Consider the following 25,437-nt stretch of genomic DNA (forward strand, 5'->3'; position numbering starts at 1 on the left):
AGAGAAACAAGCCCAATTCTCAAATCTTTACAAAAACCAATAGGGTAAATAACCTAGCTAATTTTCGCCGACCGGACATTAAACCGGGATTACGTCCACTTCTACTGTGAGCGTATGTTTTCCGTAGCTGAAAATGATCCCTTTCAATGGAGGCACGTCGCTGTAATCGCGGCCCCAGGCTGTGACAATATGCCGCTCGCCGGGCACCACATTGTTGGTCGGGTCAAAATCACACCAGCCGTAATCGGGAATAAATACCGAGATCCACGCGTGGGAAGCGTCCGAACCCTGCAACTTTGGTCTTCCCCGAGGCGGTAATGTTTCGAGATAACCGCTCACATACCGGGCCGCGAACCCAAAGCTCCTGATACAGGCGATCGCCAGATGTGAAAAATCCTGACAAACCCCTTTTTTGGCAGCGAGTACCTCCTCGATCGGGGTATGTACAGTCGTAAAATCGGGCACAAAGTCGAATTCGGTGTAAATTTTACGGCAAAGGTTTATGACACAATCATAAAGCGGCATATCTTCCTGAAAACAATCGCTGGCAAAAGCAGTGATATCCTGTCCCCACTTCACCATCGGACTGGGTAATATGTATTCCAGTAAAGCTATTTTCAGCGATCGGTCACCGAGCTGCCGCTGCCTCGCTGCCGCACAGCTGATCTCAGAGGGCATAAACAGCGCGCCCATGTCTTCCACATTCCGTTCCACCAAAGCAGTGGTGAGTACCGTAAGCTCTTTGTGCGGCGCGTGAAGGGAAAAGTAATGTGTTTTATTTCCGTAAAAATCCGTCCGCTCTACGATCTGCGAAGGCTGCGGCGTGATCTGGATATTGAAGTTCCGGCAGGATTGATTTGGCAATGTGCGCGGCATCAGACAAAGCAAACTATGGTAATTGTTCACCGCCTGCGCATATTCATATTTCGTTTTGTGTACCAGCTTATATTTCATCCGTGTCGTAATCTGCCGGTTCAAAGAAAGAATGATGCATGATGGTGTGGCTGAAATACATATTGGTCAGACTAATTGAAACCGAAGATATTAACCTGGAAACCTCTGATAATAAGCTGAACAATTCGTGCCTTTCAGAATTTCGGCCGGTTTTGCTCAATTCCGCAACATTAGCGAGTTTGACTGCCGTTACAGCCTTCAGTACCGACCTTTCAGCCTCATTGAGCCTGTCGCCGCGGGTGGTAGTAGGTAGTTTTCCAAGATTACTTTTCAATTCGTCCAGCATATATACCAGCGAATAGGGTAGCGCTTTTTCGAGCAAAACCATATCCAGCATCGCCTCCACACTCAAATGCGATTTATAGATCTGTCTGTAATTGACCAGGGAATGATGATTGATCAAAGTCGCTTCAATAAGCTCATTTTCAACCGCCTGTGAATTAACAACCCCAAAGTTAGACTGTATCACACTGATCCTCGACAAAATGCGCTCGATCAGCTTGCCCGTTTCTAAAAGCAAAAAGCTGTTATCCCGCGGCATACTTTCGGCGATCACGCCCAGAAACGTGAACATATTGTTGAAAAGCCCGTCCAGCGTTTTCTGGATATTGTTACTGTTCATGCTCGATGCATTCCGGATTTCATGAAATCCGTTGTCGATCAGATCCACGATCCGCCAGGTTTCCAGGTCCCACTGGTTCCGCACTGCCCCAACCGCATTCAAAAATGCGCCAATATTGGAAGCGATAGAACCGGGCCGGTTTGTATTGGAAATCAGGTCGATGATCTCTTGATAAGGGTTCCGGAAATGATCGACTTCTTCATCCAGGAATCCCGGATAAGTGGCCGATAAATGCGTGACGGATTGCAGTAATACCTTGATATGCTCCTGCTTGGCGGATCCGCCAAAGTTCCGATCGAGATTCAGTACGTTGATCGTGATATTCATGAACTTGATCACCGCCATCGTGCGCTCACAATATCTTCCTACCCAAAAAAGATTTTCGGCGCTGCGGCTCGGCAACGAAACGTGCTTGTTTACCGACGCAGGACTCGGCAGACTTACCTTTTCCTGCACTTCTTCGGTTTTGTTCGAAACAATCCACGTATCCTTCGAAAGTCCGCCATATTGATTGGAGATCACAAACCGGTCTTTCACAGGCGAGCTCCGCGTCAATCCGCCCTGCATCACGTAATAGCCATTTTCATCAGCTACCATAAATGCGCGCAATGCCGCGTAACGAGGTTCTATATTTCCATTGATCAGCGAGGGAGTAGTAGAGAGGCTGACTTCCTGCTGGGCGATGAACTCGTGCGGATTTTTTAACAGCATCCGTTTTACCTCTTCCTTTTCCTGAAAACTCAACAGCCGGCCGTAAATAGACCTGAACTTCGTCTTCCGGTTTCCTTTTTTAATAATCAGTTCGTCGAGATGTTCCAGCACGTAGCTAAGCTCTTTCCGGTGCCCGCACCACCACGTAGCGACCGAAGGCATAATGAGTTTTTCACCCAAAAAATACTGACTGATATTCTCCATAAATGCGAGGAACGCATGATTTTCAAGCACACTCGAACCTGGCGCATTAAGTACCTGCACATTTCCCATTCTGATCGCCTGTAATAGTCCGGGGACTCCCAGCCGCGAATCTTCGCGCAGTTCGAGCGGGTCGCACCAATCGTCATCGATCCGGCGCAGGATCACGTCTACTTTCTGCAAACCATCAATGGATTTCAGCCACACAGAACCGTTACGGACAAGCAGGTCGTCGCCCTGTGCGAGCGTGTAACCGAGGTAGGAAGCCAGGTAAGCATGTTCGAAATAAGCTTCGTTACTGGGCCCGGGCGTGAGGTAAACGATATTGGGAGCATCCTTGCTTTTATCAGCAAGCCGGGAAATGGTACTTTGCAGGCTGTTGAAATATGGGGCCAGCTTGCTCACGTACATGCCGTCTGCGAGCTCTGGCAATAGCTTGCTCATCACAACGCGGTTTTCGAGGGTATAACCCGAGCCGGAAGGTGCCTGCGTCCGGTTATCGACGATCCACATCTGTCCGTCTGGGCCGCGCGCCATATCTGCTGCAAACAGGGTAAGCTGGTTTGAGCCGGGAATTTTAATATCAATGCAGGGCCTGAAAAAGCCGGTATTGTCAAAAACTAATTCAGCCGGAATAATCCCGTCACGTACAAGCTTTTGCGGGCCGTACAGATCTTTAAGCATCAGGTCCAGCAGCACGGCGCGCTGCTGTAAACCTTTTGCAATTTGATTCCATTCTTTTTGTTCGATCAAAAATGGGATCGGATCCAACTGCCACGGCCGGTTCATGCCGTCGGGCGAGCCGTACACGTTGTAGGTAACCCCATTTTCCCGCAGTTTCCCGATGATTTCCTGATTTCTGCTTTTCAGCTCATCCAGGCCCAGCTTTTCGAGTGTTGCGAACAGTGCGTTCCAATGCGGCTTGACGTTTCCACGCAAATCCAGCACCTCGTCGTAAGAGCTCAGTCCGCTTTGATAAGATTGTAACAGGTTCACGGGAGCCTCGGTAAGCATAATTTCGTAGCAGGTGATTAATACTGAAACCTATTTTGATTTCCAGTATTTACGTAAATCCAGCGTATTTGGATACTCGGGATTGATTAATTCAATAGGTGCATCCGCCTTCATATCTTTTTTGGTTTCTGCGACAAAGCGGGAAACCGCACCCGACGTATCTTCCTTGATCTGCACTTCCTGCCGTGAAGAAGGTGTATGTCCAAAACCCTGAAACAAGCTTATCTTGCGGGATTCTGCTTCAAATGCATTTACAGGATGTGTATCAAAAGCACGCCCGCCGGGGTGAGAAACGAAGTAGGTACAACCGCCCAATATACGGTTATTCCAGGTATCCACAATATCAAAAACGAGCGGCGCATCGGCCCCGATAGTAGGGTGTAATGCAGAAGGCGGGTTCCACGCTTTGTACCGTATTCCCGAAATATATTCCCCTTTGATACCAGAGCTCCTCAGCGGAACCCGACAGCCGTTACAAACCAGAATATGCCTTCCCTCCACGAATCCACTGATTTTGACCTGCAATCTTTCGAGAGAAGAATCCACAAAACGTGCGGTTCCGGTATTGGAAAGTTCTTCTCCCAATACATGCCAGGGTTCAATACCCAGACGCAAATCGAGCTGGATATTATCTACCGTAATACCTCCGTAATGCGGGAAGCGGAATTCGAAGAATGGGTCGAACCATGAAATATCGAAATTGTAACCCGAGTCTTTCAGATCATTTACCACATCCACCATATCCAGGTACGCGAAATGCGGCAGCAGGAATCGGTCGTGCAGCTCGGTACCCCAGCGGATCAGTTTATGTTTGTATGGATTTTTCCAAAACTTAGCGATCAAAGCGCGGATGAGCAGCGTTTGTACCAGGTTCATGTGCTTGTGCGGCGGCATATCGAATGCACGAAATTCTAGGATACCCAGCCTGCCCGTCGACGAATCGGGGGAATATAGTTTATCCATACAAAACTCCGATCGGTGGGTATTGCCGGTAATATCAACCAGCAAATTCCTGAAAATGCGGTCTACCATCCAGAAAGGCACTTCTTCGCCTTCTGGGATTTGTTCAAATGCAATTTCTACCTCATACAATCTTTCATCCCGGCCTTCATCGATACGCGGCGCCTGACTTGTAGGGCCGATAAACGGGCCCGCAAAAAGGTAGCTCAACGCCGGGTGGTGCTGCCAGTAGGTAATCAAACTCCGCAGCAGATCGGGCCGGCGTAATATCGGGCTGTCGGCTGGCTTCGCGCCTCCGATGGTAACGTGGTTACCTCCACCGGTTCCGGTATGGCGCCCGTCGACCATGAATTTCTCAGTACCCAATCTCGAAAAGAAAGCCTCTTCATACAACGCACTGATATTGTCGACCAGCTCCTGCCAGTTTTTTGCAGGATGAATATTCACCTCAATAACCCCCGGATCCGGCGTCACGATCAATTTCTGAACCCGATAATCCGAAGGGTTAGGATAACCCTCAATTCGGACCGGCATTTGCAGTTTCTCGGCAGTTGCTTCAATAGAGGCAATCAGATCAAGATAATGTTCCAGATAATCAATAGGCGGCAGGAAAATATAGATAATCCCATCACGCTCCTCCACACAAATCGCCGTCTTCACAATAGGAACATCAAACAAAACCCCTTCCTCCCTTCCTCCATTCTCCCTTTCCTCCCTACTCGAAGGTAACTCATAAGCCGGCGCCACAGAACCGTAACGATTTTGAACGGCCGACTTATAATCGCCCAAAGCGGGCAGATCCTCAAACAAACTTCTTTCTACGGGCAGCTCGCGGCGGTCTTTGGCAACTTCTGGCAATGCTTTCAGTGGAAGCCGGTAACCCATCGCCGAATTTCCGGGAATCAAAAAGCAGTTATTTCGTCGGAACTGCCACACAGAACTTGTCCAGTGACTGCCTTTCTCGTCCCATTTAACAGGCAATACAAAACCGGCAGGGTTATTTAGGCCCCTTTCCAGCACTTTGGCCAGTGTTCGTCTTTCAATGGAATCTTTGAGGTTAACCTTCAAAGGATCCACATTCACGGGCAATTTTCCTTCCTCCATCGCCCAGTAAATAGGGTCTTCGTAGGCAGGAGTAATATTATTTATATCAATACCGAGGTACCTTGAAAGTTCTGTTGTAAATGCCTCCGCGTCCCGGAAAGTATATTTGGTACCGTTCTCTTTGGCTACCAGCTCATCGTTTCGCCACATCGGCACACCGTCGTTTCTCCAGTACAATGCATATTGCCAGCGCGGAAACTGCTCGCCCGGATACCATTTACCCTGACCGAAATGCAGTAATCCACCGTGCGCAAAACGTTTTTTCAGTCTCAGCGACAGATCGTAGGCAAGCTGACGCTTCATAGGTCCGTCAGCTGCGGTATTCCATTCCGGGGATTCGAAATCATCAATGGAAATAAAAGTAGGCTCGCCGCCCATCGTCAGCCGAACATCGCCTTCCTGTAAATCCTTCTCCACATCGTGCCCAACCTGCATGACGGCAGCCCATTGTTCTTCGGTATAAGGCTTGGTAACGCGCGGATCTTCGTGTATCCGATAAACTTTGTTGTCAAACTCAAAAGTAACCTGTGCCACGTCCGTAGCCCCCGAAACGGGCGACGCGCTGGCATAATCGGGCGTGCAGCAAAGTGGAATGTGGCCTTCACTTGCGAAAAGTCCGGAAGTAGGGTCCAGACCAATCCAGCCTGCGCCGGGAACGTAAGCCTCCGTCCAGGCGTGGAGATCTGTAAAATCCGCTTCCGGGCCAGAGGGGCCGTCGAGTGACTTGATATCCGATGTAAGCTGCACCAGATAACCCGACACAAACCGGGCTGCAATACCTAAATGCCGCAATATCTGGACCAATAGCCAGGCCGAATCGCGGCAAGAGCCACTTTGGATGTTCAGCGTACTTTCGCAGGTTTGCACACCCGCTTCCATCCGGATATTATAATGTATTGCCTTATATAGTTCCTGGTTCAAATGCACCAGAAAATCGACAGTCTTGATATCCCTGTTGACCTTCGACTTCTCGACAAAATCCATCAGCAGCGGCCCCGATTCCCTGGGTTCTAGGTAAGGTCCCAGCTCCATTTTAAGCGTCTTTTCGTATTGAAACGGGAACATATCCGCATATTCCTCCACGAAGAAATCGAAGGGATTGATCACCTGCATTTTGGCGATCACCTCTACATCAATGCTCAGTTCTGTTGTTTTTTCGGGAAAAACGACGCGGGCCTGATAGTTACCAAATGGATCCTGCTGCCAGTTTATAAAATGGTTTTCGGGAGAAATTTTCAGGGAATAACCTTCAATTGGTGTGCGTGAATGCGGCGCGGGGCGCAGGCGAAATATATGCGGTGAAAGTGAAACACTCCGGTCAAACTTATATTTGGTCTTGTGCGAAATTGCAACTTTTATAGCCATAGTTGGAGTATTACAATAATCTAAATTAATTTGGTAATCAGGAGTACATCTGTTTGTAAAAAAACGGATTATAGTTGTTTTTCAAAATATAAACCGGCACTAAATAATTTACGCAAAATTTTATTTTAAAGCTAAAACATTCTTAAAGAAGCTGCGCAGACTGAAATTTCTTCAAAAGTTGCGTAATTCGCCTTCATCCTAACCATTATCTCTCAGAATTTTTAAAATGAAAATAGCAATTATAGGCTGCGGCAACATGGGAATGGCATTCGCCCGCGCTTTCCTGAAATTCGACCTTGTTAAAAAAGAAGACTTTTTATTAGTTGAAAAAAGTACCGACAGGCAGGAAAGTCTGACCAGCTTTCAACCGGGCGTGCTTACCGGCGTGATCGGGCCGCAAGTCAGTGAATATGATTTGATTATCCTTTCTGTAAAACCCCAGGATTTTGGGGCGGTTGGTCAGAGTTTAAAGGAAGTGGTGCAGCCGAAACAGGTTGTGTTGTCGATTATGGCAGGTATCACGATTCAGAGCATTCAGCATACACTGGGACACAAAGCGGTGATCCGCGCCATGCCGAATACGCCTGCAATGCTTGGAATGGGTATTACTGCCTACGCCGCGTCGCCGGAAGTGGATATTCAGCAATTGCGTAAAGTCGAAAACCTGATCAATGCAACCGGAAGATCTGTGTTTCTGGAAAATGAGGAGCAATTGAATGCAGTAACCGCGCTCAGCGGCAGCGGCCCGGCGTATTTCTTTTATGTGGTAAAGGCGATGATCGAGGCGGGTAAGCAAATGGGCTTTGAAGAATCAGTGGCTGCGCTGCTGGTGAAGCAAACGATGCTTGGCTCCTACCATTTGATCAATACGGCCGACAAATCGCTCGACGAGCTGATCAAAGCAGTAGCTTCGAAAGGGGGAACAACCGAGGCTGCTTTAAGGCAATTTGAGGCAGGTAGTCTGGACGAAACACTGAAACAAGGCATTGTAGCCGCACAGATCAGGTCAGCCGAACTATCGAAAGGGTAACCTTCGTTTTTATTTTAACACACATTCAATCAAAACTAATGGAAGCAAAATCGGATAAACTCGCTACGCTGGACATTGTTCTGGGCGGGCTGATGCGGAGGTACAAGGAGCGCGTTCCCGATGTGGGAACGATCCTGAATGCGATGGTGAACACAGGTATGATCAATCATGCCGACGAAATAGAGAACGACCATATTGCATTCCGGACAATGGGCGTACCGCAGCTTGGTGTGCAGTCGTTTGAAAAGATATTCCTGCATTATGGTTACGAAAAGCGCGACCATTATTTTTTTGAAGGTAAAAAACTGGACGCGTGGTGGTACAGTCCGCCGCGTGAAAGTGACCCGCGCATTTTCGTCAGCGAGCTGCGTGTGGGCGACCTTTCCGAAGAAGCGCAACGCATTATTCGCAGCTACACAGACGAGGTAACCAGCGACCCTGCCGATTCGCTGGATCTGGATAATGGCCTGGAAGTAGACGCATTCCTCCACAAGCCGCTCTGGCGCACACCGACGGTTTCGGATTACCAGGCACTTTTAAAAGAAAGCGAATATGCAGCCTGGGTGATTTATAACAGATATTATCTCAATCACTTCACGATCAGCGTACATAACCTGCCTGAAGGCTACAATACCGTTGCCGATTTCAATACATTCTTAGAAAAAAACGGGATCAGGCTCAATACCTCGGGCGGAAAGATCAAAGTAAGTCCGGACGGAGGCTTGCTGCAAAGCTCAACTGTTGCGGAAATGATCAACGCGGAGTTTGCGGGCGGAGAAAAGCTTAGTATATCCGGCTCTTATGTGGAGTTTGCTGAAAGAAAAATCTTACCTCAATTCAAAAACATCCCTCAGCAAGAACTTCACCGAAGACATCGCAGAGACGGTTTCGAAGCCGGAAATGCGGATAAAATTTTTGAGAGTACTTATACTACGCAGACTGGGAAGTGACGGTTAGCTATTATCTTTTTTAGTATTCCGAATAGTCAGAATCCGAATAAGATCTTCGTTTACAATCTCGTAATATATCAGGGTTTGTTTGTTTAAAGTGCATTCACGCACACTGGGCTTAGAAGGAGATGCCCGGTACATATAAGGCATTTTACTGATCAAATCAATCTGATTAGTGAGACTCACTAGAAAGTCGGTCTTTACTTTCTCTGACCAATGTTCTCCTAAGTATGCTGAAATCTCTTCGATGTCTCCGCGGGCTCTATCGGACAATCTAACGTTCAATGCCATAAGCAGACTTCATATGGTCAAAGAAATCTGAATGCTTCCCGGAATCGAAATCTGCAATTCCTTCGTCTATTGCTGATCTTGTTTTGTTATCAAGATTTCCCCAAAAATCTTCCTGGGACTTCGCTTCCCGCGAAAGTAGAATAAGGTATGCCTGCAAAACTGCTGTATCTTCAATACCATCGATCAACGCGTGCAGGCTGGATTTCAAATCGTTTCGACTCATTTTCGTGCTGGTCTAGTGTGAAAGATTACTTTGAATAACTTCAAGCTACTATAAAAACGCAAAGTGCAAAGGTTTTTTAAATTAAGGAGACCAGGAAGTGAAGGAATCAAGCGGTTTCGAAATATTAAACAATACGTCAGGATCGAAGTCTAGCGGTGCCGCGATCGGCTTTCCGTCATAATCTATTATTTCAATAAGATCATCCCAATATATTGTCTTTCCGTCGGTTTTTGCTTTTTTAAAGGTATTAGCTTGTAACAGCTGGTAATAGACGCTTTCAGGTTTCTCAAAATATTCAGCCAAAAATTCTCCAAAGTCAATAGCCCGCACAATGTTATCGGACCACAATACAGTGATCACAAACGCGTCTATTGAAACTATCTCCTTAATCCTCGGATTCATCATTGCAATGGTCTTATTTTCCTAAACTGCGCATTGTCTTTCTGAGACTCGAAGTAATTGAGATACAACTCTTCTCTGTGAAGTTCAACCCAAGCCTGAACTAGCCGGATTTGTTTACCGGGCAAACGTCCAGCCAGTATATTACCAGTTTCAATCGAAAATTGTGCCTCATCACCAGCATATTCGGCATGGAAATGGGGCGGCAAATGATCTTTGAAGTACATAAAGATAACAATTCCGAAAAACCGGGAGATTTCTGGCATGTGTTCAGGTGGATAGTGTGTTAAAATTATCCACTAAAATAGCCATTATTCCGCAACCAAAAAATGAACGATGCGGCAGGCGGTGCCGGTGCTTTCTTTGTTCTTTTCCGAGGAGATAGTGAGCTTTAAAGTATGTTTGCCGGAGGAGAGTTCGTCGTCGAGCATGAGGTACCAGGGTAAATGCAGCTGGGTGCTCCACTTCGTAAACAGATCGAGCGTTTTTGGTTTTTTGCCGTCGATTGAATAGGTAATAATCGCTGCATCAGGGCCGGAAATGATCGCTATTCCCACGCCACGGCCTTTGAACGGCAGCTCGAAAGAAGCGTTTGCAGTTTCGCCGACCAACATCGGCACGTTTACAAAACCTTCGCGGGTCGAGAGTTTCGTAACAGGTTTCCAGCTCGGGTCAATTGTGAAACCTTTGAGGTTTTTGGCTTCTACGATGGAATAGTAGCTCCCCTTTTCGTAGGAGAACTGATCGATTGCTTTCGGAAACTCAACTGCCGTTTTTGTTGAATCAAAATCCTTTTTCAGCAATTCTTTTATCGTTTGAAAATACACTTCCTGTCCGTAAGGCGATGGGTGCAGATCTTTGAAATCGTACTCCCAGGAAAATTCGCCGGCCTTGATGCGGTCGTACACCTCTTTGGCCAGATTGATATAAGCAGCCCCATAATACTTCGCGATGCGCTGGTGCACAGCTACTTCCGTCGGCTCCTTTCCTTTTTCATAATCCGTATTTTTCAAAGGCTCGGCAAAAGCCATTAATACCACATTCGCCTTCGGATTTGCAGTATGCATTTGCCTGACAATTCCTTCCAGCGCGCGAACCTGCGCCTTTTCACTAAATCCATTTCCGCGGTCATTTACAGCCGATTCCATAAACAGAAGGTCGGGAATTCCTTGGGCCAACACATCCCGGCTAAACCTGAATGCGTGTGGCGTACTGCCAAGCGAGGGTATTCCGGCTGCTATAAATGTAAATTCAGTATCAGGGAAACGCTCCTGCAAATACTGCGAGGTCTTGTTCCGCCAGCCAGGGTTATGCGTGATCGAGCCGCCCAGAAATGCGACGGTACCTTTTTTGGTCGTTTTAAATTTTTCAAATGCATTCCCAAGTCCTGCGTTGACTTCAATATAAGGATCGTGCGGAAGCGGTTTGGTCACAGGAACACTGTTTTGTTCAATGAAATTTGCAAAAAACTCAGGGTGTTCGATCGGGAAATGGTGACCGTCCAGCTTCTGCTCGCCCCGTGTCATGGGGTAAACAGACACCGGCCCGCCGAGTTGCTGATAGGTTTTAACCAATAAATCGCTGTTTTCCGCGGGCGGTACTAATTTATCCTGCAAGCCGATTACGTGAACAATCGGCACCTTGAATGCAGCCAGCCCGGCCAGGTCGTTTAGTGGGATATCATTAAATTTCAGTGCTTCCTCTTCGGACTTCCCAAACAATTTCAACCACAAATCCCAATCTTTTTCCGATCCCGGCCCCTTCCCTTTTCCGCCCGGCCAGCTTTTGGGGTCGCATACCGGCGCCTCGGCGTAAATACAGCTTACCTTATCTGGATTTCGCTTTCCCCAGCCGTACACATACAGCCCGCCGCGGCTCACTCCCTCCAATGCGACTTTGAGAGCGAATTGTTTTTCTTTCACCAAATAATCGTAAAACGCATCCCAAACCTGCATAGCCTGCGGGTGTGCGAACATATCGTTGGTATTCACATAAGCAATATGGAACCCCCTCGAAAGCAGGATACTATCCATTTCGGTATGCCAGGTGGGGAAATGTGCGCGCCAAACCCACGGATTGCCCGGTATTGCCTTAGCCGGCTTCACATACCAGGCTTCCCGGTTTTCAAATGTAAATTCAATTTTGTCAAAGCCTTTCCAGGAGGTTTTCTTCTCGACAATTTGTGCATAGCTAATGCGCCCGGAGAGGCAAATAATCAATAAAATGAGCTGTTGGATGTGTCTTTTGATCATAACCTGGAAAAGAGATGATCGGACTGAATTTACCGGGATCGATTCTCTGTGTGGTACGATATTTTAAGTTAATGCTTTGTACAATAACTAAGAACTTATGGATAAGATCGAAAAGTTTAAAAGCATGGAGAAGATTCTCCGTGAAATTGAAGACTTGAAAAATAGTGAAACTGCCGTGATCAAAAAGATCGGTCAGATAGAAACAGAAAATATGAACCTGAATATTCAGGACCTGGAAAAGTCGCTGGGTGCGATTTATGATGGTGCTTATAAAAACCTTGAAAATGTGGAAACGCTCCATACTTCTTTCACGGAAACCGTTTCGGATTTCAAAGAGAAAAACAACATTACTGATGAGATGTTAATGGAAATCAGAGAGTAATCTCACTTTCTATTGAAAACCAGAAAAGCTGCCAGGTGCAGCTTTTCTGGTTTTGATGTATTTTAATATTAAAGTCCTGCATCATCGGAAGCACCTTTGGCCAGGGCTACCCAATCCATTCCTGCGCGATCTTTTGCCAGTGCAGAGACGAAACGGTTTTTAACCAGATCGGCCAGCGGCATAGGCGCATTTACCTTCGCCGAAGCCTGCAAAGTCAGGTTAATATCTTTCAAACCAAGCGGCAGGCCGAACAGTACCGGCTCGTAAGTATGCTGCGCCACCATTTTACCATAATTCTGGAAGATCGGGGCGGCGAATAAGGTCGAAGTCAGCATTTCGTATATGCTCTGACGTGGGATACCGCTTTTTTCCGCCAGTGTAAATGCCTCCGCCATCATTTCCAGGCTCGCTGCGATCATGAAGTTGCCGCAAAGCTTGATCACATTCGCTGCGCCGGGATCATCGCCGAAGTCAAAAACGCCTTTTACAAAGTTTTGCACCAACGGTTTTGCCCGTTCTCTCGCTCCTGCTTCTCCCGAAACTACAATATTCCCCATTCCTGAAAGTACCGCGTCGGGGCGCGCGAAAATTGGTGCTGCCACGTAGCTCGCTCCATATTTGTTGTGCGTTTCAGTGAGCTTGCGCGAGCAGTCGGGTGAGATGGTGCTCATGGAAATGTGCAACCCGTTACTGCCAAGTTTTTGCAGCAGAGCATCGGAGAATGTTGTTTCAACCGCATTATCGTCGGCAAGTACAGAAAATACAATTCCTCCCGGTTCGATCGCGTCGATCGCATTTTCGGCAACTTTTGCACCGAGTTGGGCCAGCGGCTCAGCTTTTGAAATCGTCCTGTTCCAAACTGTTACTTCAAAACCTGAGTTAATCAATCGTTGTGCTATTGGTGCGCCCAGGTTTCCAAGACCCAGAAAAGCTATTTTTTCAGCCATAATCTCAATTTTAAATGAAAATATATAGAGTACTACCTGAGTAAACTTTTCTCAAACCTGCATAATTCCAACATTGAACTGTTTTTCGATCGGTGCCTGGTCGGCAGCCTGAATTCCCGTGGAAATAATACTCCGGGTTTCAACCGGATCGATGATACCATCTACCCACAAGCGGGCGGCGGCGTAGTAAGGGGACAATTCTTCGTTATAGCGATCCGTAATTTCCTTCAATAATTTCTCTTCCTGCTCGGGCGTAATGATTTCTCCTTTCGCTTTTAATGTGGCTGTTTGTACCTGCAAAAGCGTTTTCGCAGCAGTTGCGCCGCTCATTACCGCCATTTGCGCAGTTGGCCAGGCAAATATCAGCCTTGGATCGAAGGCTTTGCCGCACATTGCGTAATTGCCTGCGCCATAAGAGTTTCCGATGATGAATGTGAATTTGGGAACGACCGAGTTGGCTACTGCATTGACCATTTTGGCGCCGTCTTTGATAATACCTCCCTGCTCCGCCCGGCTTCCAACCATAAAGCCAGTCACATCGTGAAAGAATATCAGCGGGATTTTTTTCTGATTGCAGTTCATGATAAACCGCGCCGCCTTGTCGGCAGACTCGCCGTAGATCACCCCGCCCATTTGCATTTCTCCTTTGCCGGATTTGACCATTTTCCGCTGGTTGGCCACGATTCCCACTGCCCAGCCGTCGACGCGGGCATAGGCGCAGATCAACGTTTTCCCGTAATCCGGCTTGTATTCATCCAGTTCCGAACCATCGACAATGCATTCGAGAATTGGCCGGACATCGTAGGGTTTCAGCCTGTCAATTGGTAGTAATGAATATATCTCCTCAGCGTTTCTGTTGGGATCAATGGAAGGTTTGCGGTCGAAGCCGGCGGAAAGCGGCCTGCCGATTTTATCAATATGTCTTTTAATTGCGTCGAGACAGGATTTGTCGTCGGGGAATTTGTTATCGGTTACCCCCGAAATCTCGCAATGCATTGTCGCGCCGCCTAGCGTTTCTGCGTCTACTTCTTCCCCCACAGACGATTTTACCAAAAACGGCCCAGCCAGAAAAACAGAGCCGGTACCTTCCACGATAAAAGCTTCGTCGGACATGATCGGCAGATAAGCCCCGCCTGCCACGCAACTGCCCATAATAGCCGAAAGCTGGACGATCCCCATCGCAGACATTTGTGCGTTATTCCTGAAAACCCGCCCGAAATGCTCTTTGTCGGCGAAAACCTCGGCTTGCATAGGCAGATATACCCCGGCGCTATCGACCAGATAAATGACAGGTAAACGGTTTTCCATTGCAATTTCCTGTGCGCGGAGGTTTTTCTTAGCCGCGATCGGAAACCAGGCACCTGCTTTTACGGTCGCATCGTTGGCGACGATCATGCATTGTTTCCCCGAAACAATTCCAATTCCAGCTACTACGCCGCCTGAGGGGCAGCCGCCTTCTTCGGCGTACATATTGTCTGCCACGAATGCACCAATTTCCACGAATTTTGATTCAGAATCGATTAGGTATTCGATTCTTTCGCGGGCGGTTAGTTTGCCTTTTTTGTGCTGTGCTTCGATTTTTTTGATCCCACCGCCGAGTTTTACCTGGTCATATTTTTGCCGGAGAATTTCCAATAGTTGCGGAAGGCTTTCCTGTGTAGTCATAGGGCAGATGAAGTGTGGATTATTTCACAAAATAAAAAGTCGTTTACCCGCAAGCAAACGACTTTCATACTTATTGAAAAATTACTTTTCTATTTGATCACCGTTGTAGTATCAAGCGGCGATTCCGCGGGGCCTTTGTCTTTTTTACCAAAAACGGAGATATTGATGTAGCGTTTCGGATGTTCTCTCAAGTTGGTCAGCAATTTATTGAGGCTCACCATCGTCCTGTCAATATTATTGTAAAGTGTCTCGTCCTTAACTAGCTTACCCGCTGTTCCTTTCCCGGATTCCACACTCGCAAGCAGGTTATGCAGCTCTCCTATCGTCTTGTTTGCATTGCGGACAGTTTCTCCGAGCTGCAATGCATTCAAAGAATCAGCAAGTGTTCCTGTTTTGGTCAGCAGCGGCTTGATCTCTTTTTCAGTTTCAATTAAGGAAGTGGAAAGCTCGTTCAGATTGGAAGTAAGCGCGAGCAGGTTGGTGCGGTTTTCATTCAATAATCCTTGTAAGCTGCTGCCTGTCTGGTTGTAGTTTTTCAATACCTGATTCAGAATAAGTCCGGTTTCCTCGAACCCAGCTACTACCTGGTTCAGGTTTTTGATGAGTGAATCTGCGTGGGTAACCAGCGGTAGCGCCTGCTGTTGCAGCACGGCTGAGATACCGGGGTCTTTTTTGGCTAAAAGCGTATCTCCGTCCTGCATCGGCGCTCCGGTACCCGGGGACAAATGAATGACTTTTCCGCCGAGCAGGCCACCGTCGGCGAGTATTGCGGAACTTCCGCCAGGTATCGCTATTCCTTTCTGTATATCAAGCGAAACCAGCAAATGGTTTTTACGGTTTTGCAACAATTTGATTTCACGAACCCTGCCGACATTCAATCCATTGAGCAGTACGGGATTAGAAGCTGTTAATCCGTCGATATTGTCATAGATAACAAAGTATTGATGCGTTCTTGAAAAAACATCTGAGCCTTTCAGGATATGAAAGCCGAAATACAGCATCACCATTGCGGCAATTGCCATCATTCCAACTTTTGCTTCTTTCGATAATTTCATGGACTAAATAATTTCCCGCCAGGCAACCGGCAAGTTCGGCAGTACTAAGTTTATATCGGTTGCATTAACATCAAAGTATCAAAAATTGTTTTGACAAATCAAAACATCGGCATCCCGTCTATTTAACGGTCCATGTCTTTTTTATAAGCCATGAACGCCTGGTGAATAGATTCTGCAACTTCTACCTGCCCGTCTTCCGAGGCCAGATAATCTTCCTCTTCCGGTGTGGATAAAAACCCGGTTTCGATCAGCACACTCGGCATTGCGCAGCGCCATAATACCAGGAACCCGGCTTGCTTCACGCCCCGACTTTCCCTGTCCGAAACAGACTGGAATTTCTTTTCGATCAGATCCGCCAGACGAAGGCTGCTTGAAATAAATGCGCTTTGGTAATTGGCGAGCATAATATGCGCCAGCGGTGAATTAGGATCAAAACCTTTGTATTTCTGCTTATAGTTCGTTTCCTGCAAGATTACCGAGTTTTCCCTTCTCGCCACGTCCAGGTTACCTTCCGTTTTATGCAAACCCATTACGAAAGTTTCCGTCCCGTGAACCGACCTTGATCTTGGTGTTGCATTACAATGGATAGATATGAAAAGATCTGCATTGTTACGGTTGGCGAATGCAGAACGTTCACCCAATTCTATAAAAACGTCAGTCGATCTGGTGTATAAAACCTTGACTTCCGGCGTAGCTTCTTTGATCTTCCTGCCCAACTCAAGCGCGACGCTCAGTGCGACGTCTTTTTCCTTTATTTTCCGGCCCCTGGTGCCGGGGTCTTTCCCGCCGTGACCGGCATCGATTACAACTGTTCTTACTTTTGCGGACTTGGAATCGGCGGGTTCCTGTTGAAATACGAACGCAAGACTTGCCAGCAGGAAACTCGCAGCAATTATTGATTTAAGAACTTTTAACATTATTTTTTAATTGGGGCGTTACTCGTTAGAGGTTTCTCTGCTAATTTTGATATCGAATGCAAAAATACTCTATTTGTTAAAACTGAAAAGAAAGGCGATTATTATATCGTCAGTGGTTGCGGCGTTTCTCCTGTTCAGCACTTTAGCCTGTGTGCAGCAACGCTCCAAGGGGTCCGGGAAAAATAAGAGTAAGCAGGCTGTTTCCTCTTCTGAAAAACAAACTTCGGATTCTCTTCTTACAGCTAATCAAAAGTCTGGTACCGATACACTTGGTACCGGTGAGGGTCGTACGTCTCAGCCGCTAACACCCGCTGACTCACTTAATAAGAATATTTCCGCCGATTCTACCGCCGCGGACACAATTTCAAACCCGGACGATTTACAGAATGTAGTTGAATATACTTCCGAGGATTCGACGATTATGGATGCTGTTCTTAAGCAAGTTCATTTATATGGAAATGCGGAAGTGAACTATGGTACCATCAACCTGAAAGCCAATTACATCCGGCTTAACTGGGTTACTAATGAGGTATATGCGATCGGCACCTACGATTCTACTTCCAAGAAAATGGTCGGCGATCCTATATTTCAGGATGGTCCGGAAACTTATAATACCAAAGAAATCAGGTATAATTTTAAATCTCAAAAAGCGCTGATCCAGGGGATTGTAACCCAGGAAGGCGACGGTAATATCAGGGGGGAAAAGGTCAAGAAAGACGCGGAAGGCAACTTTTATATCCGCCACTCCATGTACACGACGTGTAATCTCACGCACCCGCATTACTTCATCAATGCGCCGAAGATTAAAATGGTGAACAAAAAGCAGGTCATTTCGGGACCTTTCAATCTCGTGATCAGCGACGTTCCGCTTCCTATTGCGCTGCCTTTTGGTTTTTTCCCTTTTCCAAAGAAAAAAGAAAGTGGCACGAGCGGGATCATTTTCCCGACTTACGGAGAGGAACCGAACGGGCGGGGCTTTTACCTGCGCGAAGGCGGATATTACTTTGCAATCAGTGAATATGTCAACGCGATCGTAACAGGACAAATCTATTCGACTGGCAGCTGGGGTTTGGGTGTGGCTTCCACTTATATCAGACGGTACCAGTACAGCGGGAATTTTGCATTGCGTTTCAATAAAAACAAACCGAGCGACGAAGTGGATCGATTGCTGGGCCGGGGTGTTACCAATGATTTCAGCGTTGTATGGTCACACGCACCAAAGCCGCGCGGGAACTCCCAGTTTTCTGCTAATGTCAATGTAAGCAGCAATAGCTATAACCAGTTGCAGGAGTTCAACACAAACCGATATATATCTAACGTAGCCAGCTCGTCGGTGCAATACAACCGCACATTTGGTCAATATGCGCGGGCAGCAGCCAGCTTGCGCGTGAACCAAAATTTCGGACAAAAAGCGACCAATGCCGACACTGCTCGACGTGTTGGTGGAAAAACCAACGTTTCCACCGATTTTAGCTTTGGTATCAACCAGATCGCTCCTTTTGCATTAAAAGGTGGTCGCGGCAAGTGGTACGAAAGCTTCCGTCTTGGTCTGGATTTTAGCGGAAATTATGCATTGACCAACTCGCTGACTGCCATCGATACTTCTTTCAGCAGATTGGGTTTCCAGATTTCTAATACAGTAGATACGTCGAGGGTAGGGATAGCGAAAGTGGTGCCCTTCAACCTGAACAACCTGCCGGATATGTTGAAAGACGCGCAGTTTACCGGACGTTACAGCTTGCCGATTTCCCTGCCCAACTTTAAAGTTTTGCGGTTTGTGAATGTGACCCCCAGCCTTTCTTTGCAGGGGGAGGTTTTCACAAAACAATATAATTACTCAGTCGATTCTCTCACCAACCGTGTGCGCATTGATACGCTCAATCAGGCCGGGACTGAATATTCTTACAACTTCGGGGCGGGTGTGAACACTCGTTTTTACGGGACATTCTTTATCGGAGGAAAAAGGCTGGAAGCGATCCGACACACGGTAATACCTTCTTTATCATTTACTTACACCCCGGATTTTACCGGCGACGCATTTGGTTTTTATCAAAAAGTTAGTGTCCGGAACCGGAAAGACGAAATACAGGATTATTCACTTTCCCGGTTCCGCGGGATTGGTACGGGAGTCGGTAACGGGCGGGCGAGCAGTGTAATTTCTTTCAGCTTAAACAACTCTTTTGAGATGAAGCTGAAATCGAAAAGCGATACTGCGGCTACCCAATTCGAAAAAATATCACTGCTTGACAATTTGAGCGTCGGAGGTAGCTACAATCTCCTGGCCGATTCTTTGAATCTCTCCAATATCACTGTGAATGCGAATGCGCGGGTCGGCCGGAACCTGAATCTGAACTTTAATATGAACCTGGATCCGTACGCTTATGAAGCGAATCCACGGGTTTTGTCTAATCAGGTTGGTACCAAGGTCAACAGATATGCGATCACGCAGGGTCAGGGACTTGCCAAGCTGCAAAATTTGGGCTTTACATTAGGTACCAGCTTTTCACCCAAGGGATCAGACAAAACAAAAACACCGCCGGTTAATGGAGCTGATCCAAATGCGGAGATTAAACAGGAGCAGCGAGAATATATTGAGCAAAACCCCGAGCTGTATGTGGATTTCAATGTACCCTGGAATTTGTCGCTTAACTACAACTTCGGCCTCAGCAAGCCCGGCCTTTCCAAAGCAACTCTGATCCAGGCTGTGCAGGCGACGGGTGATCTGAGTTTATCTAAAAATTTCAAAGTAAGCGTAAGTACCGGTTTCGATTTTACTGCATTCTCTCCTACCATTACGCAGCTTACACTTTACCGGGATCTGCATTGCTGGGATATGAGTTTCAGCTGGACACCATTCGCAGGCAGCGCGGCGCGGGTTAGTAACTACAACTTCACATTGAAAGTGAAGTCGGCGCTCCTGCAAGATCTTAAAGTAACGCGCCGCCGCTCGTTCTACGACAGATCAGCCTATTGATTAGGCACAAAAAAAGGCTGCCCATGCAGGCAGCCTCTCAATTTCTTTGATCAGATTACTTCGAAGCTGGCTTAGCGGCCTTTGGAACCACTTCACCTTTCAGATATAAGGTAATCGATCCGCCTTCGGTATTACTGAAAACGGTTACAGGTTTGTTGAAAGAACCTGCTGCTGCTGCATTAAAAGTAGCTTTTACTGATCCTGTCTTTCCAGGAAGTACAGGGTCTTTAGACCAAACCGGTGTTGTACATCCGCAAGATACGGTTACATTGGAAAGAATTACTGGCTCTGTACCTGTGTTGGTAAAAACAAACTCGTGCGTTACCGGCGTTCCCTGAGGCACTTTGCCGAATGCATGCGTTTCTTCTTTGAATTTTAGCACACCTTTCTGAGCGAAACTAACGGTGGTCAGGCCAACCAATAGAACCAGAGCTGAAAAAAATACTTTCATAACTTTGACTATACATTAAGTGGTGAAAAACTAATTAGCAAACAAGATTAATGCTTAAAAATTAAATTTAATAATCGTTAACCAATATTAACAGAAGGCAGCGAATCGTGGTATGGCAGCGGATTATTATTTTCCTGCTTAATTTTGGCTTGCATTCAAAAAAACGTAATTTAACTACTGATTATTTCCAGAAAATTTCGCTTATGCTTCCGAATGATAGTTTGACCGGCTCCGGTATTTTGAGTAAAGAAAACATTATCAGTGATTATCGCCTTGCTTGCGAGAGTCGCCAGGTAAGTCTGCTGGGCCGGAAAGATACAATGGGAGGTCGTTCTAAATTTGGCATTTTTGGAGACGGTAAGGAAGTAGCCCAGATCGCACTTTCGAGGACTTTCAGGCAGGGTGATTTCAGATCCGGCTATTACAGGGACCAAACGATTGAAGCTGCTTTGGGTAACCTTACCTGGCAGCAGTTTTTTGCGCAAATGTACGCGCACGCGGATTTGGAACACGAGCCTAACACAGGCGGAAGGTCAATGAACGGTCACTTTTCCACACGCTGGCTGGATGAAGACGGGCGCTGGCTGGATCAGACGCAACTTTACAATTCTGTTTGCGATATATCCTCCACTGCGGGGCAAATGCCCAGGGCGGTAGGACTTGCTTATGCTTCCAAATTATACCGGGCCAATAAGCAACTGCACGGGCAGACGACATTTTCGCGTCAGGGAAACGAGATTGTATTTGCCACGATCGGCGACGCTTCCACTTCTCAGGGAATGTTCTGGGAGGCGATGAATGCAGCCGGAGTACTGCAAATCCCGCTGCTCACTTCCGTATGGGATGATGGCTATGGAATTTCAGTTCCTATTGAATATCAGACAACCAAAGGAAGTATCTCAAAGGCGCTGGCAGGGATGCAACGCAATGAGGATGAACCTGGTATGGAAATATTCACAGTCAGTGGCTGGGATTATCCTGCATTGATTGAGACTTACCAAAAAGCTACCAGGATCTGCCGCGAGGAGCAGGTTCCTGTTTTAGTGCACGTGACCGAGCTCACTCAGCCGCAGGGACATTCGACCTCAGGCTCACACGAACGTTATAAATCCAAGCAAAGACTGAACTGGGAAATTGAGCGCGACTGCAATTTGCGCTTCCGGGACTGGATATTGAAAAATGGATATGCTACCGACGAAGAACTTGAACAGATCGAAGTAGAATCCAAGGAAGTAGCGGCACAGTCGCGTAACAATGCGTGGCAGGCTTACCGGAAAGATATTGATAAGGAATACCTGGAAACAATACAGCTAATTCAGACAGCCGGGCGTGAAAGCCAGTTTGCCGACGAACTCAGCAATGTAGTGCACGATCTCTCCAAAACTTATTTGCCGGTGCGGCGGGATATGGTTTCCAGCATTCGCAAAACGCTTCGGATATTGGGCAGTGAAGCGGAGCCGGTAAAAAGTGCGTTGAAAGCATTTTTAAAAAACAGCCTCAAAGAGAACAAAGCGCGATTTAATACACATTTATACAGCGAAACGCAGGATTCTCCTTTACACGTAGAAGGAATTAAACCTGAATATTCAGAGAACAGCCCCACTGTTGACGGTCGGGAAATTATCAGAACTTACTTTAATTCTCTTTTTGAGCGAGACCCAACCGTGGTTGCGATTGGAGAAGATATTGGTATGATAGGTGATGTAAATCAGGGTTTTGCAGGTTTGCAGGAAAAATACGGCGAGCTTCGCATCACCGATACCGGAATCCGCGAAACGACCATTATCGGTCAGGGAATAGGAATGGCAATGCGCGGGCTGCGGCCGATCGTAGAGATCCAGTATTTCGACTATATTTATTACGCACTCTCCATATTGACCGACGACCTGGCGTCGCTCCGGTACCGGACAGCTGGCGGTCAGAAAGCGCCGCTCATTGTCCGCACGAGAGGTCACCGGCTTGAAGGTATCTGGCACTCGGGTTCTCCGATGGGTACGATGCTCAGCAGCTTGCGCGGCATGCACGTGATCGTACCGCGAAATTTTACCCAGGCAGCCGGTTTCTACAATACATTAATGAAGGGCGACGATCCGGCGCTTATCGTCGAGCCACTTAATTCTTATCGTCAAAAAGAGGTTTTACCCGATAATATCGCTGAAATCTGCATCCCGCTGGGGCAACCTGAAATTTTAAAGGAAGGAAATGATGTGACCATCGTTACTTATGGCTCCATGTGCCGTATAGTAATGGAGGCCGCTTCTCAATTGCAAAGTGTAGGGATCGACGCTGAGGTGATCGATGTACAGACACTTTTGCCATTTGACGTAAACAGCAGCATTGTAGAATCCATTAAAAAAACGAGCAGGGTTGTCTTCGCCGATGAAGATCTGCCAGGTAGCGCATCCGCTTATATGATGCAGCAGGTTATTGAAAAACAGAATGCGTACCGCTGGCTGGATTCAGCGCCGGTGACAATTTCCGCGAAAGACCATCGCCCACCTTACGGTTCGGACGGTGATTATTTTTCGAAACCTAATATGGACGATATCTTTGAAACTGTTTACAAGATCATGCACGAAGCGGAGCCCGAGCTTTATCCGGAACTGTTTTAGTGTTTGATATCTATGTATAAAAAATCAGGAAAGAGAATTTTAGACTTGATAATAGCGGCAGCCGGGATCTTCATCTCGCTGCCGCTATTTGTTTTAATAACCCTCCTAGTCTGCGTTGATTCGCGCGGCAGGCCATTTTTTCTTCAAAAACGACCGGGATTAAATGAGAAGCTATTTACGCTGATCAAACTCCGAACAATGCAGGACAATGGCGATGTCACTTCTTTGGGCCGCATTTTGAGGATTACTTCATTCGATGAGATCCCGCAGCTGTGGAATGTGTTGCGGGGTGAAATGAGCATTGTGGGCCCGCGTCCGCTTTTGGTGCAATATCTTCCTTTGTATAATGAGTTTCAAAAGCAGCGCCACACCGTATTGCCTGGTATCACCGGCCTCGCGCAGGTGAGTGGACGAAACGAGATCAGCTGGCAGGAGAAGTTTGAGTATGATGTTTCTTACGTGCAGAATGTATCCCTGAAACTGGATCTGGAAATTCTCGGTCGCACCGTTTCCCAACTTATGGAACGCAAAAATGTGAAGTCTTCGACGGGCCTTCCAATGGACGAATTTAAAGGAAACTGATATGCTGATCTACGGTGCAGGCGGCCACGCGAAGGTCATTTTCCGAATGCTGATTGAGGCGGGATTCGAAGTCGACGCAGTATTTGACGATCAAAGTGAGACTTATCTTTTTGACAAAAAAACAATTCCCTACAATCCGCACGTTTTCCCGGACCAAGAGGTAATCGTTGCGATAGGCGACAATGGTGCGCGGCGTCGGGTGAAAGAGCGAATATTTCACAAGTTTAGCAATATCATTCACAAAAGTGCATTGATCGATTCCAAGGTATCGATCGGGGAAGGGTCTGTCGTTTTTCAACAGGCAGTTATCCAGGCAGATGCGCGTATTGGGAGACATGTTATAATCAATACGGGAGCGATCGTAGAGCACGAATGCGAGCTCGGTGATTTTGTGCACGTAGCGCCTCGGGCTACACTTTGCGGGAATATGAAAGTTGGTGAAAATACGTTGCTGGGTGCCGGCTGCATTGTTTTACCAAATATTTCGATTGGAAAAAATTGCATCATCGGCGCGGGTAGCATAGTTACCAAATCAGTTCCGGACAATGTTACCGCCGCAGGTAACCCGGCCAGAATTTTAACATATTAAACACATACTATGAATTACAGAATATGGCTGTCGCCGCCGCATATGAGCGGTGGAGAATTGAAATACGTTCAAGAGGCATTTGACAGCAATTGGATTGCACCTGCCGGACCTAATATCCGTCATTTTGAAAATGAGTTAGCCCAATATACCGGAGCAAAATATGCGGTTGCGCTGGCGTCGGGAACAGCTGCTGTTCATTTAGCCTTGTGCGCTTTGGGTATCGAAAAAGGCGATATTGTACTCTGCCAGTCGCTGACTTTCGTTGCCACTGCTAATCCGATTCTATATCTCGGAGCCACGCCCGTTTTCATCGATAGCGAATCAAAAACGTGGAATATATGCCCGGAGGCTTTGGAAACGGCGGTAACGTATTACATAAAGCGTAACCAAAAACCAAAAGCATTGATCTGCGTGCATTTGTATGGAATGCCCTGCTTAATGAACGAGTTACTGGCGATTTGTGACAAATACGGTATTGCATTGATCGAAGACGCAGCCGAGGCGCTGGGTTCTACGTATACAGGGAAGCATTTGGGCACTTTCGGCAAAGCGGGGATTATTTCTTTTAATGGAAATAAAATAATCACTACTTCCGGCGGTGGCGCTTTGCTTTCAGATTCTAAAACGCTTACGGATAAAGCCAGGTTTTTAGCGACGCAGGCGAAAGATCCGGCTAGTTATTTTCAGCATTCCGAAGCTGGCTATAATTACGCGCTGAGCAACGTTTGTGCAGGCATCGGACGCGGACAAATGGAAGTTCTGAATGAGCGTGTGGCAGCGCGACGGTCTAACTTCAATCGGCATCAGCAGTACCTGGCTGCAATTCCTGGCATTTCATTTCAGGAGGAGCCAGCAGGCGGATATTCAAACCGCTGGCTGACTACCTTGGAGTTATCATCTGCAAACGCTGGTAGCACACCTGAAAAATTGATCCAGGCTCTTTCCGCAAATGGAATAGAAGCCAGGCGCGTGTGGAAACCAATGCATTTACAACCACTTTACAAAACAGCACCTTACTTCGGAGGTAACGTGGCTGAAAATCTTTTTGAAAATGGTGTATGCCTTCCATCCGGATCTCAGTTAACGGAGAAAGAGGTCACAGAAATAAGCAACGTAATTATTGAATTGATTGAAAATAAAAAAGGCTGTTCATGAGCGGGTCACGAACAGCCTTTTTCTCTTAATTA

Annotated in this window: 21 protein-coding genes; 8 read left to right on the forward strand and 13 right to left on the reverse strand. The window is 47.0% G+C overall.

Features of this window, described 5'->3' with window-relative positions; all coding sequences use genetic code 11:
- Positions 1-78 precede the first annotated feature (78 nt).
- Genes LZG94_RS22330 through LZG94_RS22340 form a run of 3 tightly spaced genes read right to left on the reverse strand, consistent with a single transcriptional unit; the run spans position 79 to position 6,931 of the window.
- Entirely contained in the window at positions 79-954 is an 876-nt protein-coding gene (locus LZG94_RS22330) for a transglutaminase family protein (protein ID WP_233793915.1), read from the reverse strand.
- Complete coding sequence (locus LZG94_RS22335; protein ID WP_233793916.1) at positions 944-3,502, reverse strand: circularly permuted type 2 ATP-grasp protein; 2,559 nt, start codon at positions 3,500-3,502, stop codon at positions 944-946. Before LZG94_RS22335 ends, LZG94_RS22330 begins: the two co-directional genes overlap by 11 nt.
- Positions 3,503-3,532: 30 nt before the next feature.
- Positions 3,533-6,931: a DUF2126 domain-containing protein gene (locus LZG94_RS22340; RefSeq protein WP_233793917.1), complete on the reverse strand. Its 3,399-nt coding sequence runs from the start codon at positions 6,929-6,931 to the stop codon at positions 3,533-3,535.
- A gap of 226 nt (positions 6,932-7,157) precedes the next feature.
- Here LZG94_RS22340 and proC point away from each other — a divergent pair, with 226 nt between their 5' ends.
- Positions 7,158-7,961, forward strand: coding sequence for a pyrroline-5-carboxylate reductase (gene proC / locus LZG94_RS22345; protein WP_233793918.1), 804 nt, complete (start codon positions 7,158-7,160; stop codon positions 7,959-7,961).
- Between the two features lie 38 nt (positions 7,962-7,999).
- Positions 8,000-8,911, forward strand: a complete 912-nt coding sequence (locus tag LZG94_RS22350) for a DUF1338 domain-containing protein (RefSeq protein ID WP_233793919.1) — start codon at positions 8,000-8,002, stop codon at positions 8,909-8,911.
- A gap of 3 nt (positions 8,912-8,914) precedes the next feature.
- Here LZG94_RS22350 and LZG94_RS26590 read toward each other — a convergent pair whose 3' ends face one another.
- The 5 genes from LZG94_RS26590 to LZG94_RS22370 form a co-directional block, all read right to left on the reverse strand.
- On the reverse strand, positions 8,915-9,202 hold the full coding sequence (locus LZG94_RS26590) for a type II toxin-antitoxin system RelE/ParE family toxin (protein WP_409013348.1): 288 nt from the start codon (positions 9,200-9,202) through the stop codon (positions 8,915-8,917).
- A complete protein-coding gene (locus tag LZG94_RS22355) occupies positions 9,186-9,425 on the reverse strand; it encodes a hypothetical protein (protein WP_233793920.1) in 240 nt (79 codons plus the stop codon). Before LZG94_RS22355 ends, LZG94_RS26590 begins: the two co-directional genes overlap by 17 nt.
- A gap of 81 nt (positions 9,426-9,506) precedes the next feature.
- Positions 9,507-9,830, reverse strand: a complete 324-nt coding sequence (locus LZG94_RS22360) for a DUF2442 domain-containing protein (RefSeq protein WP_233793921.1) — start codon at positions 9,828-9,830, stop codon at positions 9,507-9,509.
- On the reverse strand, positions 9,827-10,090 hold the full coding sequence (locus LZG94_RS22365; RefSeq protein WP_233793922.1) for a DUF4160 domain-containing protein: 264 nt from the start codon (positions 10,088-10,090) through the stop codon (positions 9,827-9,829). Before LZG94_RS22365 ends, LZG94_RS22360 begins: the two co-directional genes overlap by 4 nt.
- 45 nt (positions 10,091-10,135) lie before the next feature.
- A complete protein-coding gene (locus LZG94_RS22370; RefSeq protein WP_233793923.1) occupies positions 10,136-12,076 on the reverse strand; it encodes an SGNH/GDSL hydrolase family protein in 1,941 nt (646 codons plus the stop codon).
- A 97-nt stretch (positions 12,077-12,173) separates the two neighbouring features.
- Between LZG94_RS22370 and LZG94_RS22375 the strand changes: the two genes are divergently transcribed.
- Positions 12,174-12,458 (forward strand): hypothetical protein, encoded by a 285-nt coding sequence (locus tag LZG94_RS22375; protein ID WP_215236300.1) that lies wholly within the window; start codon positions 12,174-12,176, stop codon positions 12,456-12,458.
- Between the two features lie 68 nt (positions 12,459-12,526).
- Here LZG94_RS22375 and LZG94_RS22380 read toward each other — a convergent pair whose 3' ends face one another.
- The 4 genes from LZG94_RS22380 to LZG94_RS22395 form a co-directional block, all read right to left on the reverse strand.
- A complete protein-coding gene (locus LZG94_RS22380; RefSeq protein WP_215236299.1) occupies positions 12,527-13,405 on the reverse strand; it encodes an NAD(P)-dependent oxidoreductase in 879 nt (292 codons plus the stop codon).
- 51 nt (positions 13,406-13,456) lie between these two features.
- Positions 13,457-15,070 carry an acyl-CoA carboxylase subunit beta gene (locus LZG94_RS22385; protein ID WP_233793924.1) on the reverse strand — a complete coding sequence of 538 codons (1,614 nt, stop codon included), beginning with the start codon at positions 15,068-15,070 and terminating at the stop codon, positions 13,457-13,459.
- Between the two features lie 89 nt (positions 15,071-15,159).
- Positions 15,160-16,125, reverse strand: coding sequence for an MlaD family protein (locus LZG94_RS22390; protein ID WP_233793925.1), 966 nt, complete (start codon positions 16,123-16,125; stop codon positions 15,160-15,162).
- 122 nt (positions 16,126-16,247) lie between these two features.
- Positions 16,248-17,042, reverse strand: coding sequence for an N-acetylmuramoyl-L-alanine amidase (locus LZG94_RS22395; protein WP_233793926.1), 795 nt, complete (start codon positions 17,040-17,042; stop codon positions 16,248-16,250).
- 73 nt (positions 17,043-17,115) lie between these two features.
- Between LZG94_RS22395 and LZG94_RS22400 the strand changes: the two genes are divergently transcribed.
- Entirely contained in the window at positions 17,116-20,016 is a 2,901-nt protein-coding gene (locus LZG94_RS22400; RefSeq protein ID WP_233793927.1) for a putative LPS assembly protein LptD, read from the forward strand.
- 55 nt (positions 20,017-20,071) lie between these two features.
- Here the strand turns inward: LZG94_RS22400 and LZG94_RS22405 are convergent, their stop codons facing one another.
- Complete coding sequence (locus LZG94_RS22405) at positions 20,072-20,467, reverse strand: DUF1573 domain-containing protein (protein WP_215236294.1); 396 nt, start codon at positions 20,465-20,467, stop codon at positions 20,072-20,074.
- Positions 20,468-20,670: 203 nt separating this feature from the next.
- Between LZG94_RS22405 and LZG94_RS22410 the strand changes: the two genes are divergently transcribed.
- From LZG94_RS22410 to LZG94_RS22425, 4 genes are read left to right on the forward strand one after another with little or no spacing between them, the layout of a single operon-like run.
- Positions 20,671-23,079: a thiamine pyrophosphate-dependent enzyme gene (locus LZG94_RS22410; RefSeq protein WP_233793928.1), complete on the forward strand. Its 2,409-nt coding sequence runs from the start codon at positions 20,671-20,673 to the stop codon at positions 23,077-23,079.
- A 12-nt stretch (positions 23,080-23,091) separates the two neighbouring features.
- Positions 23,092-23,661: a sugar transferase gene (locus tag LZG94_RS22415; RefSeq protein WP_233793929.1), complete on the forward strand. Its 570-nt coding sequence runs from the start codon at positions 23,092-23,094 to the stop codon at positions 23,659-23,661.
- 1 nt (position 23,662) lies between these two features.
- A complete protein-coding gene (locus LZG94_RS22420) occupies positions 23,663-24,250 on the forward strand; it encodes an acetyltransferase (RefSeq protein ID WP_233793930.1) in 588 nt (195 codons plus the stop codon).
- Between the two features lie 9 nt (positions 24,251-24,259).
- Positions 24,260-25,405 carry an aminotransferase class I/II-fold pyridoxal phosphate-dependent enzyme gene (locus LZG94_RS22425; protein WP_233793931.1) on the forward strand — a complete coding sequence of 382 codons (1,146 nt, stop codon included), beginning with the start codon at positions 24,260-24,262 and terminating at the stop codon, positions 25,403-25,405.
- The last annotated feature ends 32 nt before the right edge of the window (positions 25,406-25,437 follow it).

The organism is Dyadobacter sp. CY343 (assembly GCF_021390335.1).
Taxonomy (GTDB): domain Bacteria; phylum Bacteroidota; class Bacteroidia; order Cytophagales; family Spirosomataceae; genus Dyadobacter.

What these genes read in the sequence shown, in the direction of transcription:
- LZG94_RS22330 (WP_233793915.1), bottom strand. Translation starts at nt 954, where the DNA reads ATGAAATATAAGCTGGTACACAAAACGAAATATGAATATGCGCAGGCG.
- LZG94_RS22335 (WP_233793916.1), bottom strand. Translation starts at nt 3,502, where the DNA reads ATGCTTACCGAGGCTCCCGTGAACCTGTTACAATCTTATCAAAGCGGA.
- LZG94_RS22340 (WP_233793917.1), bottom strand. Translation starts at nt 6,931, where the DNA reads ATGGCTATAAAAGTTGCAATTTCGCACAAGACCAAATATAAGTTTGAC.
- proC (WP_233793918.1), top strand. Translation starts at nt 7,158, where the DNA reads ATGAAAATAGCAATTATAGGCTGCGGCAACATGGGAATGGCATTCGCC.
- LZG94_RS22350 (WP_233793919.1), top strand. Translation starts at nt 8,000, where the DNA reads ATGGAAGCAAAATCGGATAAACTCGCTACGCTGGACATTGTTCTGGGC.
- LZG94_RS26590 (WP_409013348.1), bottom strand. Translation starts at nt 9,202, where the DNA reads ATGGCATTGAACGTTAGATTGTCCGATAGAGCCCGCGGAGACATCGAA.
- LZG94_RS22355 (WP_233793920.1), bottom strand. Translation starts at nt 9,425, where the DNA reads ATGAGTCGAAACGATTTGAAATCCAGCCTGCACGCGTTGATCGATGGT.
- LZG94_RS22360 (WP_233793921.1), bottom strand. Translation starts at nt 9,830, where the DNA reads ATGATGAATCCGAGGATTAAGGAGATAGTTTCAATAGACGCGTTTGTG.
- LZG94_RS22365 (WP_233793922.1), bottom strand. Translation starts at nt 10,090, where the DNA reads ATGCCAGAAATCTCCCGGTTTTTCGGAATTGTTATCTTTATGTACTTC.
- LZG94_RS22370 (WP_233793923.1), bottom strand. Translation starts at nt 12,076, where the DNA reads ATGATCAAAAGACACATCCAACAGCTCATTTTATTGATTATTTGCCTC.
- LZG94_RS22375 (WP_215236300.1), top strand. Translation starts at nt 12,174, where the DNA reads ATGGATAAGATCGAAAAGTTTAAAAGCATGGAGAAGATTCTCCGTGAA.
- LZG94_RS22380 (WP_215236299.1), bottom strand. Translation starts at nt 13,405, where the DNA reads ATGGCTGAAAAAATAGCTTTTCTGGGTCTTGGAAACCTGGGCGCACCA.
- LZG94_RS22385 (WP_233793924.1), bottom strand. Translation starts at nt 15,070, where the DNA reads ATGACTACACAGGAAAGCCTTCCGCAACTATTGGAAATTCTCCGGCAA.
- LZG94_RS22390 (WP_233793925.1), bottom strand. Translation starts at nt 16,125, where the DNA reads ATGAAATTATCGAAAGAAGCAAAAGTTGGAATGATGGCAATTGCCGCA.
- LZG94_RS22395 (WP_233793926.1), bottom strand. Translation starts at nt 17,042, where the DNA reads ATGTTAAAAGTTCTTAAATCAATAATTGCTGCGAGTTTCCTGCTGGCA.
- LZG94_RS22405 (WP_215236294.1), bottom strand. Translation starts at nt 20,467, where the DNA reads ATGAAAGTATTTTTTTCAGCTCTGGTTCTATTGGTTGGCCTGACCACC.
- LZG94_RS22410 (WP_233793928.1), top strand. Translation starts at nt 20,671, where the DNA reads ATGCTTCCGAATGATAGTTTGACCGGCTCCGGTATTTTGAGTAAAGAA.
- LZG94_RS22415 (WP_233793929.1), top strand. Translation starts at nt 23,092, where the DNA reads ATGTATAAAAAATCAGGAAAGAGAATTTTAGACTTGATAATAGCGGCA.
- LZG94_RS22420 (WP_233793930.1), top strand. Translation starts at nt 23,663, where the DNA reads ATGCTGATCTACGGTGCAGGCGGCCACGCGAAGGTCATTTTCCGAATG.
- LZG94_RS22425 (WP_233793931.1), top strand. Translation starts at nt 24,260, where the DNA reads ATGAATTACAGAATATGGCTGTCGCCGCCGCATATGAGCGGTGGAGAA.